Source organism: Bacteroides graminisolvens DSM 19988 = JCM 15093 (genome assembly GCF_000428125.1).
GTDB classification, from domain to species: Bacteria; Bacteroidota; Bacteroidia; order Bacteroidales; family Bacteroidaceae; genus Bacteroides; species Bacteroides graminisolvens.
This window is the reverse complement of the sequence record NZ_ATZI01000006.1, coordinates 30,221-46,564: the sequence shown is the minus strand read 5'-3', so window position 1 is coordinate 46,564 and position 16,344 is coordinate 30,221. Positions and strand designations below refer to the sequence as shown.

General features: G+C 43.9%; 12 protein-coding genes. 8 read left to right on the top strand and 4 right to left on the bottom strand.

The annotated features are described in order from the left end of the window. Positions 1 to 65: 65 nt before the first annotated feature. Entirely contained in the window at positions 66 to 1,058 is a 993-nt protein-coding gene (locus C511_RS0106560; protein WP_024997481.1) for a lipoate--protein ligase, read from the top strand. Between the two features lie 13 nt (positions 1,059 to 1,071). Here C511_RS0106560 and C511_RS0106555 read toward each other — a convergent pair whose 3' ends face one another. The 3 genes from C511_RS0106555 to aroC are packed head-to-tail and all read right to left on the bottom strand — an operon-like array spanning position 1,072 to position 4,622. Next, positions 1,072 to 2,142, bottom strand: coding sequence for an anhydro-N-acetylmuramic acid kinase (locus C511_RS0106555; protein ID WP_024997480.1), 1,071 nt, complete (start codon positions 2,140 to 2,142; stop codon positions 1,072 to 1,074). Between the two features lie 15 nt (positions 2,143 to 2,157). Further along, entirely contained in the window at positions 2,158 to 3,519 is a 1,362-nt protein-coding gene (locus tag C511_RS0106550; RefSeq protein WP_024997479.1) for a dipeptidase, read from the bottom strand. A 26-nt stretch (positions 3,520 to 3,545) separates the two neighbouring features. Further along, positions 3,546 to 4,622 carry a chorismate synthase gene (gene aroC, locus C511_RS0106545; protein ID WP_024997478.1) on the bottom strand — a complete coding sequence of 359 codons (1,077 nt, stop codon included), beginning with the start codon at positions 4,620 to 4,622 and terminating at the stop codon, positions 3,546 to 3,548. A 156-nt stretch (positions 4,623 to 4,778) separates the two neighbouring features. Between aroC and C511_RS0106540 the strand changes: the two genes are divergently transcribed. Beyond that, on the top strand, positions 4,779 to 7,166 hold the full coding sequence (locus tag C511_RS0106540) for a glycoside hydrolase family 31 protein (RefSeq protein ID WP_024997477.1): 2,388 nt from the start codon (positions 4,779 to 4,781) through the stop codon (positions 7,164 to 7,166). A 155-nt stretch (positions 7,167 to 7,321) separates the two neighbouring features. Further along, positions 7,322 to 8,605, top strand: a complete 1,284-nt coding sequence (locus C511_RS0106535; protein WP_027317959.1) for an L-cysteine desulfidase family protein — start codon at positions 7,322 to 7,324, stop codon at positions 8,603 to 8,605. Positions 8,606 to 8,696: 91 nt separating this feature from the next. Here C511_RS0106535 and C511_RS0106530 read toward each other — a convergent pair whose 3' ends face one another. After that, positions 8,697 to 9,320, bottom strand: coding sequence for an FKBP-type peptidyl-prolyl cis-trans isomerase (locus tag C511_RS0106530; protein WP_024997476.1), 624 nt, complete (start codon positions 9,318 to 9,320; stop codon positions 8,697 to 8,699). Positions 9,321 to 9,796: 476 nt separating this feature from the next. On the opposite strand from C511_RS0106530, the gene ilvD reads away from it, so the two are divergent. The 5 genes from ilvD to ilvC all read left to right on the top strand — a co-directional run bounded on the left by ilvD (position 9,797) and on the right by ilvC (position 15,783). Then, on the top strand, positions 9,797 to 11,599 hold the full coding sequence (gene ilvD / locus C511_RS0106525) for a dihydroxy-acid dehydratase (protein ID WP_024997475.1): 1,803 nt from the start codon (positions 9,797 to 9,799) through the stop codon (positions 11,597 to 11,599). Between the two features lie 34 nt (positions 11,600 to 11,633). Beyond that, a complete protein-coding gene (ilvB, locus tag C511_RS0106520; RefSeq protein ID WP_024997474.1) occupies positions 11,634 to 13,328 on the top strand; it encodes a biosynthetic-type acetolactate synthase large subunit in 1,695 nt (564 codons plus the stop codon). 13 nt (positions 13,329 to 13,341) lie between these two features. Next, on the top strand, positions 13,342 to 13,902 hold the full coding sequence (gene ilvN, locus C511_RS0106515; protein WP_024997473.1) for an acetolactate synthase small subunit: 561 nt from the start codon (positions 13,342 to 13,344) through the stop codon (positions 13,900 to 13,902). Continuing rightward, positions 13,899 to 14,648, top strand: a complete 750-nt coding sequence (locus C511_RS0106510) for an acyl-[acyl-carrier-protein] thioesterase (protein ID WP_024997472.1) — start codon at positions 13,899 to 13,901, stop codon at positions 14,646 to 14,648. Before ilvN ends, C511_RS0106510 begins: the two co-directional genes overlap by 4 nt. An 88-nt stretch (positions 14,649 to 14,736) precedes the next feature. After that, positions 14,737 to 15,783 (top strand): ketol-acid reductoisomerase, encoded by a 1,047-nt coding sequence (gene ilvC, locus C511_RS0106505; RefSeq protein ID WP_024997471.1) that lies wholly within the window; start codon positions 14,737 to 14,739, stop codon positions 15,781 to 15,783. The last annotated feature ends 561 nt before the right edge of the window (positions 15,784 to 16,344 follow it).

The window sequence follows — 16,344 nt, the reverse complement described above, 5'->3', positions numbered from 1 at the left end:
GAAAATCAATTTCTGCTTATCTTTGGATGCAGTAAGTTGATTTTCTTTTTTATAAATAATGCAGTATGATCTATATTATCAGTAAATCAAATAAGCCTCAGTATAACATTGCACTTGAGGAGTATTGTTTCAAAAAGTTGCTGAATCACGAAAAGGTGTTCATGTTGTGGATCAACGAACCAACTATTGTAGTTGGCAAACATCAGAATACACTGGAAGAGATTAACGCAGAATATGTGCGTGAGAATCACATCAATGTGGTGAGACGAATTTCGGGCGGCGGGGCTGTTTATCATGATCACAACAACCTCAATTATACCATCATATCTAATGAGGAAAAAGGAAGTCAATTTGACTTTAAATCTTTCTCGGAACCGGTTATTGAAACGTTGAAAGAGTTGGGCGTTGAGGCTAGCTTCACCGGAAGAAATGATTTGGTGATTGGGGGACAAAAAATTTGTGGTAATGCTCAAGCCTATATTAATGGGCGCATCATGCATCATGGTTGCATTTTGTTTGATACGAATTTGGGTGTTTTATCTAAGGCGCTGGAGGTTCCTAAGGATCTGATTGACTCGAAGAGTGTCAAATCAGTTCGTAGTGCGGTAACAAATATATTGCCTCACTTGCCCCGGAAAATTACGGTTGAGGAATTCTCGGAGACTATTTTACAACACATGAAGCGTAAATTCCCGGATATGCAGGAGTATGTATTCAGTGATGAGGAATTGGCTGAAATAGAACGGGTCAGTCAGGATAAATTTTCTTCTTGGGAATGGAATTACGGTCATTCGCCTCAGTTTAATATTACACTCACCACTCGTTTTACTGCCGGTAAAATTCAGGTCTTTGCTACGGTAAAGAATTCGGTGATTGAAAATATTAAATTTTACGGAACGTTCTTTGGCAATAACGGTGATCTCTCGCCAGTAGAGAATGCTTTAAAGGGAGTGAGGTATACGGTTGAGGACGTGCACAGTGCTCTTGAAAGCATTAATACAGCTGAATTCTTTGCCGGTTTCTCCGTGGAGGAGTTGACTGAGGCCATTATACGATGAATGAAGACGCGTTTTAACGTGAATGGTTCATTTTAAATAACATTCCTCCAATATTATCAAAAGGGGCACCGGTAACGGAAGCAAGGCAATTGGGCTCATTGTTCCAATATAGTGCTCCTAAAAAAGCAAAAATAAGAGCTTCTTTGTATTCTATAATCTGCCTGTCGGGAATTACAATGCGGCAGGCAGTTAACTCTTCTATTCGTTCTACAAGGAATAAGTTGAATGCTCCTCCTCCGGTAATCAGCAAATTTCCGCCTTTAGCAATACGGGAAATTTGATAAGCTGCATGCTCATAAAAAGTACGAAGTGTATCTTTGAGTGGTAGATTGTACTTTACTAATATGGGATAAATAAATGTTTCCACCCATTCTCTTCCCAGTGATTTAGGTCCCGGTTGCTGATAAAACTTGATAGAGTTAAGCTCGTCTAAAAGAGGTTGGTAGATATTACCCGAACGAGCAATTTCCCCGTCTTTATCAAATTCCAGACCAATTTGCCGGCAATAATGGTTTATAACATAATTTACCGGGCTGATGTCAAATGCGATACGCTTCCCTTGGCTCTCGAACGAAATGTTTGAGAAACCTCCCAGGTTCAAACAATAATCATAAGCCCCAAACAAAAGACGGTCGCCTATAGGAACGAGCGGTGCTCCTTGTCCGCCAAGCATGATGTCTAATCTTCTAAAGTCAGAGACTGTGGGTATGTGAGTTTCCGCAGCAATTGCAGCTCCATCTCCAATCTGAAACATGATTTGTTTTTCCGGCTTATGAAAAATGGTGTGTCCGTGTGAGGCAATAATATCGGGCTTTACGTGAAACTCTTTCATGAAATCATTCACTCTCTTGCCTAGGAACTTTCCATATTCACTATGAAAGGTCACAAATTCAATAGCTGACATTTGTTGCGCTTTGTTTCCGAGCTTTTCTTTGAGCTCATCCGAATAAGAATACGCTTTGGAACAATCTATTTTAAATGCCCACTGGTCGTTGCTTTTTTGAAAGGTGGTGCAACAAATGTCCAGCCCATCTAGTGATGTGCCGGACATGAGGCCTATTGCTTGAATTGTTAAGCTTTCCATTTTCAAAATAATATATTATTCCTGATACGCCAAGTGAAATTCGGCTACGGCTTCTATGCCTTTTCTGAAAATATCTAGTGAGCAGTTTTCGTTGGGAGAATGAATGGCGTTAGACTCCAGACCGAATCCCATTAGAATGGTTTTAATTCCCAATACCTGTTCAAAAGTAGAGATGATAGGAATACTTCCTCCTCGGCGAACGGCCAATGGCTTTTTGCCGAACGCTATCTCGAATCCTTTTTGAGCTGCTTGATAGGCTGGGAGTGTGATGGGGCATACATATCCTTGACCGCCATGCATAGGTGTGACCTTTACTTGTACACTTTGGGGAGCTATACTGGTAATATATTCGGCAAACAGCTTGGATATTTTGTGATGGTCTTGATGCGGAACTAATCGACAAGAAACTTTTGCATAAGCTTTGGAAGGTAATACCGTTTTGGAGCCTTCACCGGTATAACCACCCCAAATGCCACAAACGTCAAAAGACGGACGGCAACTGTTGCGCTCCAATGTGGAATACCCTTTTTCACCAAACAATTCTTTGACGCCGATAGAGGCTTTGTATTTCTCTTCGTCAAACGGAATTTGCGCAATCATCTCTCTTTCTGCTTGCGGTACTTCTTCCACATCATCGTAAAAGCCGGGGATGGTAATGCGTCCGTCGTGATCAACAATACGGCTGATCATGGCGCAGAGAGTGTTGATAGGGTTGGCCACGGCACCTCCAAAGTGACCTGAATGAAGATCACGGTTAGGTCCGGTCACTTCAATTTCCCAATAGGCAAGGCCTCGCAGGCCGGTAGTCAGTGAGGGTAGATCAGCTCCGAGCATACTGGTGTCACTTACCAAAATGATGTCGGCTCTGAGCATTTCCTTATGTTCTTCGCAAAAGGCTTCTAAACTAGGTGATCCAATCTCTTCCTCTCCTTCGAAGATAAATTTGACGTTATTCTTTAGCAGGTTGTTTTTTACCAAATATTCAAATGCCTTAACCTGAATGAATGACTGTCCTTTGTCATCATCGGCTCCTCTTGCCCAGATGTATCCGTCTCTGATTTCCGGTTCGAAAGGTTGGCTTTTCCATAATTCTAATGGTTCGGCGGGCATCACATCGTAGTGTGCATATACTAATACGGTTTTGGCCTGCGGGTTTACCAGCTTTTGTGCATAAACAATAGGATTGCCGGCTGAAGGCATCACTATTGCCTCGTCGGCACCGGCTTCGAGCAAAAGCTGTTTCCACCTTTGTGCACAAGCCGTCATATCGTCTTTGTGCTCGGGAAGAGCACTAATACTGGGAATGCGGATTAGGCTGAACAAATCGTTCATCATGCCTTCTTCATTCTTTTTGATGTATTCTTGAATTCTGTTCATGATTGTTTCTTTATTTATGACTCTGATTATAATCTGGTAGCCTTATCGAGCAGATAATAATCTAGTATGGTCAGAGCAGACATGGCTTCAACGATGGGCACTGCACGTGGCAACACACAAGGGTCGTGACGGCCGCGTGCTTTGATAGTGGTATCCGTACCGTCGGCATTCACAGTAGGTTGTTCCATTAATACGGTGGCAACGGGTTTGAACAATACGTTAAAGTAGATGTCCTGACCATTGCTGATACCGCCTTGTATACCTCCTGAATTGTTGGTATGGGTATTTATGGTACCGTTGTCGTTGAAGAAGATATCATTTTGTTGAGAGCCTTTTTGGTGTATGCCTTTGTAGCCTATTCCATATTCAAAGGCTTTGGCTGCGTTGATGCTCATCATGGCGTTAGCTAGTGCTGCATGCAATTTGTTATATACAGGTTGTCCCAACCCAACCGGGCAACCTTTGATTACACACGTAACTATACCTCCAATGGTGTCACCTTCACCTTTTGTTTGGTAAATAAGTTCCTGCATCTCTTTTGCCTTTTCCTGATCCGGGCATCTAACAGGATTTTCTTCTATTGTACTTAAATCGTATGCCGTATAATCTTTCTCAAGTTTGATTTCACCAACTTGGGCTGTATAGGCGGTAATCTTGATTCCTAATTGTTTCAGCGCCAGCTTGGCTAAAGCACCTGCTACTACCCGCGAAGTTGTTTCGCGTGCCGAGGAACGACCTCCTCCGCGGTGATCGCGAACTCCGTATTTAACTGCATACGTATAGTCGGCATGCGATGGGCGATAAATATCTTTGAGGTTGTTATAGTCGTTAGAGTGTTGGTTTTGGTTCCAAACGATAAACCCGATGGGACATCCGGTCGTTTTTCCCTCAAATACCCCCGAAAGAAGCTCTACTTCATCGGGCTCTTTACGGGCGGTGGTAATGGCCGATTGTCCGGGACGGCGGCGATTTAGTTCTTGCTGAATAAATTCCATGTCGATTTCCACACCGGCCGGGAAGCCGTCAATGACTCCACCTACACCTTTACCGTGCGACTCGCCGAAACTTGTGAGTCTGAGAATATTGCCGAATGAATTAAACATATAGTTGTGGTTTTAATGTTACGTTATCTTGCAAATATAACAAACTTTTCTCAATGCAACATTTCATTCCCCATAATAAAACAAAGGACTACTATCCGAGCCGTTTATTTATTCTACTTTTACGCATTCTTGTTAATAACCTTAAATGCAATAAATATGAATAGGAAAATAATAACTGTCTTGATTTTTATCTTCTCGCTCTCATTACCACTCTTTGCTCAGTTATCTGCTAATGGAGGAACACCCTATTTGCTAAGTCAGGCCAAAGATATGAGTGCCGACTTTGCCGATTTTACCAATCTGTTTTTCTTTGCCGACAAGCTATCGGCTTTTGATACTGAAAAAGCTCAGGGAACCATTGAGTGGAAACGTCATTCATTATATACCCGGCAAGCTTTTAATGTGAATACTGTGTTGCCGCAAACTTTAAAGATGCTTGATTTTCCTGAAGCTGCTTATGATAACAATCCCCGACTGAATTTTTCTGTTGATTTTGTTACACCGCGTACATTGCGTATTCGCATGGTGACATCATCTGCTGCACCCGCAGATGCGCCTTCTCTTATGCTGGCAGGAGCCCCTAGTAAGGATACTAGCTGGAAATATACGGCGTTAAAGGGTGCACACCAATATAAAAGTGCTTTTGGTAGCATCGTTATTGAGGAGAACCCTTGGAGAGTTAGTTTCTACGATGCTGCCGGTCGCCGACTGACAGACACTTGGCGGTGGTGCGACAATGATTCTACCCAAGTGAAAAGCCTGCCGTTCAACTTTATTAAAAGAGGGGTTGATAATTCACGCAGCATCAATCCTGTATTTACTTTGTCGCCGGGTGAAAAGATTGTGGGTTGTGGAGAGTCCTTTACTTCCATTAATAAAGTGGGGCAGAAAGTGAATTTGTTTGTGACTGATCCGCAAGGCCCGGAAACGGATCAAATGTATAAACCAATACCTTTCTTTATGAGTAATCGGGGTTATGGTATGTTCATGCACACTTCGGCACCCGTAACTTGCGATTTTGGATCTACTTACATCGGTATCAATAAACTGTTTATGGCTGATGAAGCGCTCGACTTATTTGTTTTCTTCGGAGAACCCAAAGAGGTTCTTAATGAATATACCTGCCTGACTGGTAAATCACCCATGCCTCCGTTGTGGAGCTTTGGTACTTGGATGAGTCGCATTACCTATTTCAGTGAAGCCGAAGGGTACGATGTGGCGCGGAACCTAAGGAAATATAAGATACCTGCCGACGTCATTCATTTTGATACCGGTTGGTTTGAAACGGACTGGCAATGTGATTATGTCTTTGCACCCAGTCGTTTTTCAAACCCCCGGAAGATGATAAAAGACTTACTGTCCGATGGCTTTCATATTTCGTTGTGGCAGCTTCCTTATTTCACTCCTAAAAATCGCTATTTCAATGAAATAATAGAGAAAGGATTACAAGTGAAGAATGCTGCAGGTACGTTGCCTTATGAAGATGCCGTACTCGACTTTTCAAATCCACAGACCGTTAGTTGGTACCAGGAAAAGTTATCAGGGTTGCTTTCAATGGGTGTTGGTGCCATAAAGGTTGATTTTGGCGAAGCAGCACCGCTTAACGGTTTTTATGCATCGGGCAAAGGAGGGTTGTACGAACATAACTTATATCCGCTGCGATACAATAAAGCGGTAGCCGAGATAACCAAGCAAGTAAAAGGTGAAAACATTATTTGGGCACGAAGTGCATGGGCGGGTTCTCAACGTTATCCGCTTCATTGGGGAGGAGATGCTGCTAATACGGATATTGGTATGCTAGGTACAATTCGGGGCGGACTTTCTCTTGGTTTAAGCGGTTTTAGTTTTTGGAGTCATGATATTGGTGGTTTTGTACAGAAGGCCCCTGAGGAACTTTATCGACGTTGGCTGCCATTCGGATTCTTAACCTCACATAGTCGTGCGCACGGTGCACCTCCTAAAGAACCGTGGTTATATAACGATTCTTTTGTTCGTGCTTTCCGTGAGAGCGCCGAGATGAAATACCGTTTGATGCCTTACATTTATGCACAAGCCAAAGAATGTACGGAGAAAGGATTGCCTATGTTGCGTGCTCTTTGCATTGAATATCCGACCGATCCTGCTGTGTGGACTATCGAAGATCAATATCTGTTTGGCAGCGATTTGTTGGTGGCTCCTTTGATGGAAGCAGGAAACAAACGAAATGTTTACCTACCCGGTGGTAAATGGATTGATTACCAGTCGGGCAAAGTATACCAACCGGGTTGGAATGAAATTGAAGCCGGACAAATTCCTGCGGTTATTTTAGTACGTGATGGTGTAGCTTTGCCGCACATCGCTTTGGCGCAGAGTACAGATAAAATGGATTGGAGTAACATTGAACTTCGCCTTTTTACTGCCGATAGTTCTGTTGCTGAGGGAAGTGTTTGTTTCCCATCGGATAATCGTTTGCATCACTTGAAGATAAAACAGCAGCAAGATAAATGGCTCTTAACAGAGAATCCATTAAAAGGTCAGGTAACTTTTAAAATCACTCATAAATAATATTTCGAATTAGTTTTTCATAATATTTTTTCATTAAGGTTAATTGATTTCTACGGTTCGAGTCTTTGAGAGAAAGATTCGGACCGTATTTCTATGCCTTTATTTTGCACCCTCTTTATTATTGCCTACTTTTGCACCGTATAGTAATATTCCCTATGACACAAGAAGAGAGACAACAAATTATAAACCTGGTGAAACAGGAGGTTATTCCTGCTATTGGATGTACAGAGCCCATTGCCGTTGCTTTGTGTGTGGCGAAGGCAACTGAGGTATTGGGGTGTCGCCCCGAAAAGATTAATGTGTTTTTAAGTGCCAACATACTTAAAAATGCAATGGGAGTAGGTATCCCCGGAACAGGCATGATCGGTTTGCCTATTGCAGTTGCTCTAGGAGCCTTGATTGGTAAATCAAGCTATCAGCTGGAAGTTCTTAAAGACAGCACTCCTCAAGCAGTGGAAGAAGGAAAAGCTTACTTAAACGAAAAGCGTATATCCATTGCTTTGAAAGACGATTGCACGGAGAAGTTATATGTTGAGGTTGTGTGTGAGGCTGGTTCATCACACTCAGGCGCAATTATATCGGGTGAACACACCCGTTTTGTATTTGTTTCCAAAGATGCCGATGTGCTCTTGAAAGAAGATGTTGTGGCAGATGCTTCCGCCCAAGAAAAAACATTGAATCTGACCTTACACAAGGTGTATGATTTTGCATTAACGGCCCCACTCGCTGAAATAGCCTTTATTTTAGATACGGCAAAGTTAAATAAAGCAGCTGCCGAGAGTTCCTTTAAAGGAAACTACGGTCATTCTTTAGGCAGAATGCTGAAAGGTGATTCCGAGAAACGAATGATGGGAAACGGTACGCTTTCGCGTATTCTTTCGTATACATCCGGTGCATGTGATGCTCGTATGGCAGGAGCCATGATTCCTGTTATGAGTAACTCCGGCAGTGGTAATCAGGGTATTTCGGCTACGCTGCCGGTTGTGATTTATGCCGAGGAAAACGAAAAAACAGAAGAAGAACTGATACGTGCACTGATGATGAGCCATCTTACGGTTATCTACATTAAGCAAAGTTTAGGTCGGTTATCGGCTTTGTGTGGTTGCGTGGTGGCAGCGACCGGTTCCAGTTGCGGTATAACCTGGCTCATGGGAGGAGGCTTTCCGCAAGTTGCCTCTGCAGTCCAGAACATGATAGCCAACCTGACGGGAATGATTTGTGACGGGGCCAAGCCCAGTTGCGCATTGAAAGTAGCGAGTGGCGTATCAACTGCTGTTTTGTCGGCTATGATGGCCATGGAGAATCGATGCGTTACTTCTGTAGAGGGTATTATTGATCAGGATGTTGATCGCAGCATTCGGAACCTTACTCTTATTGGCTCACAGGGAATGAACGAAACTGATAAACTAGTTCTTGATATTATGACGCACAAAGAGTAGCGTTCGGCTATTTGATAAACACCTATATATATAAATAAAAGCCGCGAAACTACTTTCACGGCTTTTATTATAATAAGTATAGCTTATCCGATTAGTGACAGCCACAACCGCCACCGCCGCATCCGCAGCTTTCGCCTTCTTCTTTGCTTCCGCAGCCACAGCCACCTTCTTCATCGCCACTACCGCATCCGCAATTGCCACCGCATCCGCAGCCACCTTCACCACTCATCATGTTTACCATGCCTTGCAGTTCTTCGTTAGTTGCTAAACGGCTCTCGATTACCTGACCGATAAAAGTCAAATCGGCACCGGCTAACGGATGATTCATGTCGACAATAACAACTTCGTCTTTTACTTCAACTACAGTACCGTTTAGACGGTTACCTTCTGAGTCCATTAAAGGAATAGGGTTGCCGGCAAAGATTCTTTCCGAATCAAATTTGCCGTCTATTTCAAAGACATGCTTAGGCAATTCAATAACATGTTCGTCAACGTATTCGCCGTATGCCTCTTCGGCAGTTAATGTAAATTCAAACTTATCTCCTGTGGCAAGTCCTGCAACTTGGCTCTCGAAAGAATCCAAAGTTGTTCCGAGTCCAGAGATAAACTGGAATGGACGCTCTGCAGTTGCCTGTTCTACCAAGTCTCTTTCTCCATCTTCTGTAGTGTACAAATCATACGCTACAGTGATATACTTGTTTCCTAATGTTTCCATTTTCAAATTTTAATAGCTGGTTAATAATACCTCCATAACAGAGTTTGCAAATATACTAATTATTTAGTTCGATTCTGGTATCTTGACGCGTAAATTTCAGATTATTAAGCACTTCCGTGGTTCTGAAACTTCTTTTATAATACCCTCCTAAAAGGTTTCTTCTGAAACTAATTGTAATAGAATAAGGTTTTGAGACCTCTTTTTCTTACGATTATGAATTAATAAACGTTTTTTTTATTCGATTTGTTTGGAGTTTATAAAAAAGCCGCTACCTTTGCAGCATGATTTAAGAAATAAGAAGAATATGATTACAAGTACATCTATTAACCTGTCTCTGCTGGATATTATTAGCGTCGTGGTGGTCCCATCAAGAGCGTGAGGAAGGTTATATATGTATGTCAGTATAGTATAGATATTAATTTGGAGCCTTTCTCACTGTGTGAGAGAGGCTCTTTAATTATAAAATGATTTGAATTATGAAAAAGCAGTTACGCAGTTCGTTTAGTACACAAGGACGCCGTATGGCAGGAGCTCGTGCATTGTGGGCGGCCAATGGTATGAAGAAAGAACAATTGGGTAAACCAATTATTGCTATAGTGAATTCATTTACCCAGTTTGTGCCGGGGCATGTGCATCTGCACGAAATAGGCCAAAAGGTGAAAGCTGAAATTGAGAAACTGGGCTGTTTTGCTGCCGAATTTAACACCATTGCCATTGATGATGGTATTGCTATGGGACATGACGGGATGCTTTATTCGCTTCCTTCACGAGATATAATTGCCGATAGTGTAGAGTATATGGTGAATGCGCACAAAGCCGATGCGATGGTTTGCATTAGCAACTGCGACAAAATAACTCCGGGTATGTTGATGGCAGCGATGAGGCTGAATATTCCCACCGTTTTTGTATCGGGCGGTCCGATGGAGGCCGGAGAGTTGAACGGTCAGCATCTTGATTTGATTGATGCGATGATTAAATCAGCCGATTCCAGCGTGAGCGATGAAGAAGTGGAGAAGATAGAACGTAGTGCTTGTCCTACTTGCGGAAGCTGTTCGGGCATGTTTACGGCTAACTCCATGAACTGTTTGAACGAAGCCATCGGATTGGCTTTGCCCGGTAACGGAACCATCGTGGCAACGCATGCCAACCGTGCTGCTTTATTTCAAGATGCAGCCCAATTGATTGTAGAAAATACCTATAAATATTACGGTGAAGGAGACGAAACCGTATTACCCCGCAGCATTGCTACACGTGCGGCCTTCCTCAACGCCATGACACTTGATATCGCCATGGGTGGATCAACCAATACCGTGTTGCACTTATTGGCAATTGCTCACGAAGCGGAAGTTGACTTTATGATGGATGACATCGACATGCTTTCGCGCAAAAGCCCTTGCTTGTGTAAGGTTGCTCCCAATACACAAAAATATCATATTCAGGATGTAAACAGGGCAGGTGGAATTATGGCCATTATGCACGAACTGGCTAACGCCGGATTGGTTGAAACCAACGTACATCGTGTTGACGGTATGACTCTTGCTCAAGCCATTGATAAATATAGTATTACCAGTCCCCACGTGTGCGATGAAGCTTTGAAAAAGTACAAGAGCGCACCTGCCGGCAAGTTTAACTTGGTCATGGGATCGCAGGAATGCTATTACAAAGAGTTGGATGCCGACCGTGCTTCGGGCTGTATCCGTGACATGGAACACGCTTATTCTAAAGACGGCGGACTAGCTGTTTTGAAAGGAAACATTGCGCAAGACGGTTGTGTTGTTAAAACAGCCGGTGTGGATGAAAGCATCTGGAAGTTTACCGGTCCTGCTAAAGTGTTCGATTCTCAAGACGCTGCTTGCGAAGGCATCCTGAAAGGCAAAGTCGTCAGTGGCGATGTCGTCGTCATTACCCACGAAGGCCCTAAAGGCGGTCCCGGAATGCAAGAAATGCTCTACCCTACATCCTACATCAAATCACGTCACTTAGGTAAAGAGTGTGCCTTGATAACCGATGGCCGATTCAGCGGAGGTACTTCGGGGTTAAGCATTGGACACGTTTCACCCGAGGCTGCTGCCGGAGGTAATATCGGAAAAATTAAAGACGGTGACATCATAGAAATAAACATACCCGAGAGAACAATCAACGTGAAACTGACCGACGAAGAACTGGCTGCACGGCCTATGACACCCGTCACCCGTCAGCGCAACGTCTCAAAGAGCCTGAGAGCATACGCCAGCATGGTGAGCTCGGCCGATAAGGGAGCCGTTCGGTTGATTGATTAAAACTAGTAAAAACAAAAAAGAAATAGATAAAACAATGGAAAAACAACTCATCACCGGATCGGAAGCTTTAGTTCGCTCATTGATCCATGAGGGAGTACATACCCTCTTCGGCTACCCCGGAGGAGCGATTATGCCGGTTTACGATTGTTTGTACGATTATAAAGAGAAGTTGCAGCATGTTCTTGTTCGCCACGAGCAAGGAGCCGCACATGCTGCTCAAGGATATGCCAGAGTATCGGGCGAAGTTGGTGTTTGCGTTGTGACTAGCGGTCCGGGTGCCACCAATGCCATTACCGGAATAGGTGATGCCATGCTCGACAGTACGCCGATAGTGGTGATTGCCGGACAAGTAGTCAGCTCATTGCTCGGCTCGGATGCTTTTCAGGAAATAGACTTAGTTAGCTTAACGCAGCCCATTACCAAATGGAGCTATCAGATACGTAGAGCTGAAGATATACCGTGGGCGGTAGCGCGTGCCTTTTACGTAGCACGCAGCGGTAGGCCCGGTCCGGTAGTGCTCGACTTTGCCAAGAATGCACAAATAGAAAAGGTTGCTTACGAGCCGTGTACTATTGACTACATCCGTAGTTATGTTCCGGTTCCCGAAATGGACCCGAAAGCCATTGCCGAAGCAGCTGCTATCATCAATTCAGCTAAAAAGCCATGGGCGTTGGTCGGCCAGGGCGTTGAACTAGGTGAAGCACAAAACGAGCTGATGGAGTTCCTTGAAAAGGCTGATATTCCCGCCGGATGCACATTGCTCGGCCTCTCAGCTTTACCGTCGGCCCATCCGCTAAACAAAGGCATGTTGGGTATGCATGGTAACTTGGGTCCCAACTTAAAGACCAATGAATGTGATGTACTGATTGCTATCGGCATGCGTTTTGATGACCGGGTAACCGGTAACCTCAAAACATACGCCAAACAAGCCAAGATTATTCATTTCGATATTGACCCCGCGGAGGTCGACAAGAACGTGAAGACTACCGTAGCCGTATTGGGCGATTGCAAGGAAACACTGGCAGCGGTAACCGAACTTCTTGAGAAGAACAACCACCGTGAATGGAGAGATAGCTTCTTGCCTTGCGAAGAAAAAGAATACGAGGCAGTTGTGGAAAAGGAAATTCACCCTAAAGAAGGACAAATTACCATGGGTGAGGTTATTCATGCCGTTTCGGAGGCGACCAACCACCAGGCAGTGCTTGTTACTGACGTGGGGCAGAATCAGATGTTTGCTGCTCGTTACTTTAAATTCTCTCAGAAACGCAGCATGGTTACATCGGGCGGACTCGGAACGATGGGCTTCGGCTTACCGGCTGCTATTGGCGCTGCTTTCGGAGCACCGAACAGAACTGTTTGTTTCTTTTGTGGTGACGGCGGGTTGCAGATGACCATTCAGGAACTGGGAACCATCATGGAAACCGGTACCAACGTGAAGATCATCTTGCTGAACAACAGTTTCTTGGGCATGGTTCGCCAGTGGCAAGAGCTTTTCTTTAAGGAAAGATACTCTAACACCCCTATGATAAATCCTGATTTTGTGAAAATAGCTTCGGCTTACGGCATCAAAGGACGTAAGGTGCAGCAGCGCGAAGAACTGGCCGGTGCTATTGAAGAAATGCTTGCTACCGACGGCTCTTATCTGCTTGAAGTAGAAGTAGAGCAGGTAGGCATGGTTTATCCCATGGTACCAGCAGGAGATACGGTAACCAATGTGATGTTAGGCTAATCATTAAAACATTATGGATAAAACATTATACACCCTCAACGTTTATTCGGAGAACATAGCTGGTATTCTTAATCAGATTACTACTATATTTACCCGCAGACAGTTGAACATAGAGAGCCTCAATGTGTCGGCTTCTTCCATCAAGGGTATTCATAAATATACCATCACTACTTGTACGGATGAAGATACGATTCAGAAAGTAACCAAACAGATTGAAAAACGAATTGATGTGGTTCAGGCTCATTACTTTACGGATGATGAAATCTTCTTTCGCGAGATAGCACTTTATAAGATCCCTACGCAAGAGTTGCTTGACAGTAACCGTGTGGAGTACATCGTGAGCCGTCACAATGCCCGTATCATTGAAATTAATCCTACTTACATGGTGATTCAGAAATCGGGAACAACGGAGGAAACGCAGGAATTGTACGATGACCTGAAGGAAATAGGCATACTGCAATTTGTTCGTTCGGGCCGCATCGCCATTACGAAGAGTTGCGTGGAAAAGCTGAGTGAGTATCTGACCGAAAGAGAACAGAAGCATATCCGCAGTAAAAAGAATTGTGAAGAATGAGTGAACCGGAGAATAAAATAGGAACCTATCGTTTTGTTGCCGAACCGTTTCATGTTGACTTCAACGGAAGGCTTACCATGGGCGTGCTGGGCAATCATTTACTGAACTGTGCCGGCTTCCATGCTACCGACCGTGGCTTTGGAATTGCCACGCTCAATGAAGACAATTACACGTGGGTTCTTTCACGTTTGGCCGTTGAACTCGACGAAATGCCTTATCAATACGAAGAGTTCAGCATACAAACCTGGGTTGAGAATGTGTATCGCCTTTTTACAGACCGTAACTTTGCCATCATTAACAAAGACGGCAAGAAGATTGGCTATGCCCGTTCTATCTGGGCTATGATTAACCTCTCAACCCGCAAGCCTGCCGACTTGCTTACTTTGCACGGTGGCGGCATTGTTGATTATGTGTGCAAGGAACCTTGCCCTATTGAGAAGCCTTCGCGCATTAAAGTCGATGCCGATGTGCCGCCTGCCGGTACGCTGGAGGCACGTTACAGTGACATTGACATCAACGGACACGTTAATAGTATTCGTTACATAGAGCACATACTCGACTTGTTTCCTATTGAAATGTATCAAACGAAGCGTATCCGCCGCTTTGAAATGGCTTATGTAGCCGAGAGCTACTACGGAGATAAGCTGGCATTTGCCATGCAGCAGGCCGGGCCCGATGAATATCATGTGGAGGTGAAGAAGAACGATGACGAGGTGGTTTGTCGTTCGAAAGTGATATTCGTATAACAGTAATAAAGAGAATTATATAATTAATAACCGCCTTTCGCCACGTAAAACAGAATGCGTAAGAGAGGCATAAAAAACTAAAAACAAAATGGCACAGATGAATTTTGGTGGCGTTACTGAAAATGTAGTAACCCGTGAAGAATTTCCTTTGGAGAAAGCACGTGAAGTATTGAAAGACGAAGTGATTGCCGTAATTGGTTATGGTGTACAGGGCCCCGGTCAGTCATTGAACCTGCGCGATAATGGCTTCAACGTAATTGTTGGCCAACGTAAAGGTGGAAAGACTTGGGAAAAAGCAATTGCCGACGGATGGGTACCTGGCGAAACTCTTTTCGATATTGAGGAAGCTTGTCAACGCGGAACAATTATTCAGTACCTGCTTTCAGATGCAGCACAGATTGAAGTATGGCCTACAGTGAAGAAAAACCTGACTGCCGGTAAGGCTCTTTATTTCTCACACGGTTTTGGTATCACTTACAAAGAACGTACAGGCATTGTTCCTCCGGCAGATGTCGATGTTATTTTGGTGGCTCCTAAAGGTTCGGGTACGTCACTTCGTACCATGTTCCTCGAAGGTCGCGGTTTGAACTCTTCATACGCTATTTTCCAAGATGCAACAGGTCGTGCATTTGAGCGCGTGGTTGCTTTGGGTATCGGCGTAGGTTCGGGTTATCTTTTTGAAACAACTTTCTTACGCGAAGTTTACTCTGACCTTACCGGTGAGCGTGGTACTTTGATGGGTGCTATTCAGGGAATCTTATTGGCTCAGTACGAAACTTTGCGTGAAAACGGTCACACTCCTTCAGAAGCTTTCAATGAAACAGTGGAAGAGTTGACTCAGTCATTGATGCCTTTGTTTGCAAAGAACGGTATGGACTGGATGTATGCTAACTGCTCAACTACTGCTCAACGCGGTGCGCTCGACTGGATGGGTCCGTTCCACGATGCAACAAAGCCTGTATTCGAGAAATTGTATCACGAAGTAAAAGTAGGTAATGAGGCTCAACGTTCTATTGACTCGAACTCACAACCCGACTATCGTGAGAAACTGAATGAAGAACTTCGTCAGCTTCGCGAAAGTGAAATGTGGCAAGCCGGTGCAGTGGTTCGTAAACTTCGCCCTGAAAACAACTAACATAAATCAATCCATTCGTTGATGGATAGAAACCGCTCCCGGCTTGGGGGCGGTTTTTTTGTTGGTAATGGAAGCCAATGCTTGTTTTGAAGGTCCATTTTATTCATGCTATTCCGACTTGACATACAAAATAATTGCTTTAATACTTGACTTTGATCGTATAATGTATTATCTTTGTCATCATAATCCTATAGTATATTCAAATTAATATAGGCGCAAAGGCAGGAGCTCAAACTCCTGCCTTTTTTCGTTTTGCACGGTTCCATTTTTCACTGAGACGGTTGCTTATGCCGTTTTGCACGGTAGCAAATGGTCCGCGACAAACCGTCTCTTGGCCGTAAGACGGTTGCTCATGACCCAAAAGACGGTTTGTCTTTTCAAATTGCTCGTTATCTTTTTCAAATCGGCCGTTATGTTTTTCAAAAAGTTGGTTATGTTTTGCCCAACTCTTCCCAATGGTCGGTGCGAACCCAACCATTAGTTAATAATACATAAACTTGCTCTTGACAAGATTAGCACGGAAAGCGGTGTTGGAGTAAAGGTATTTTAATGAAAACGCCC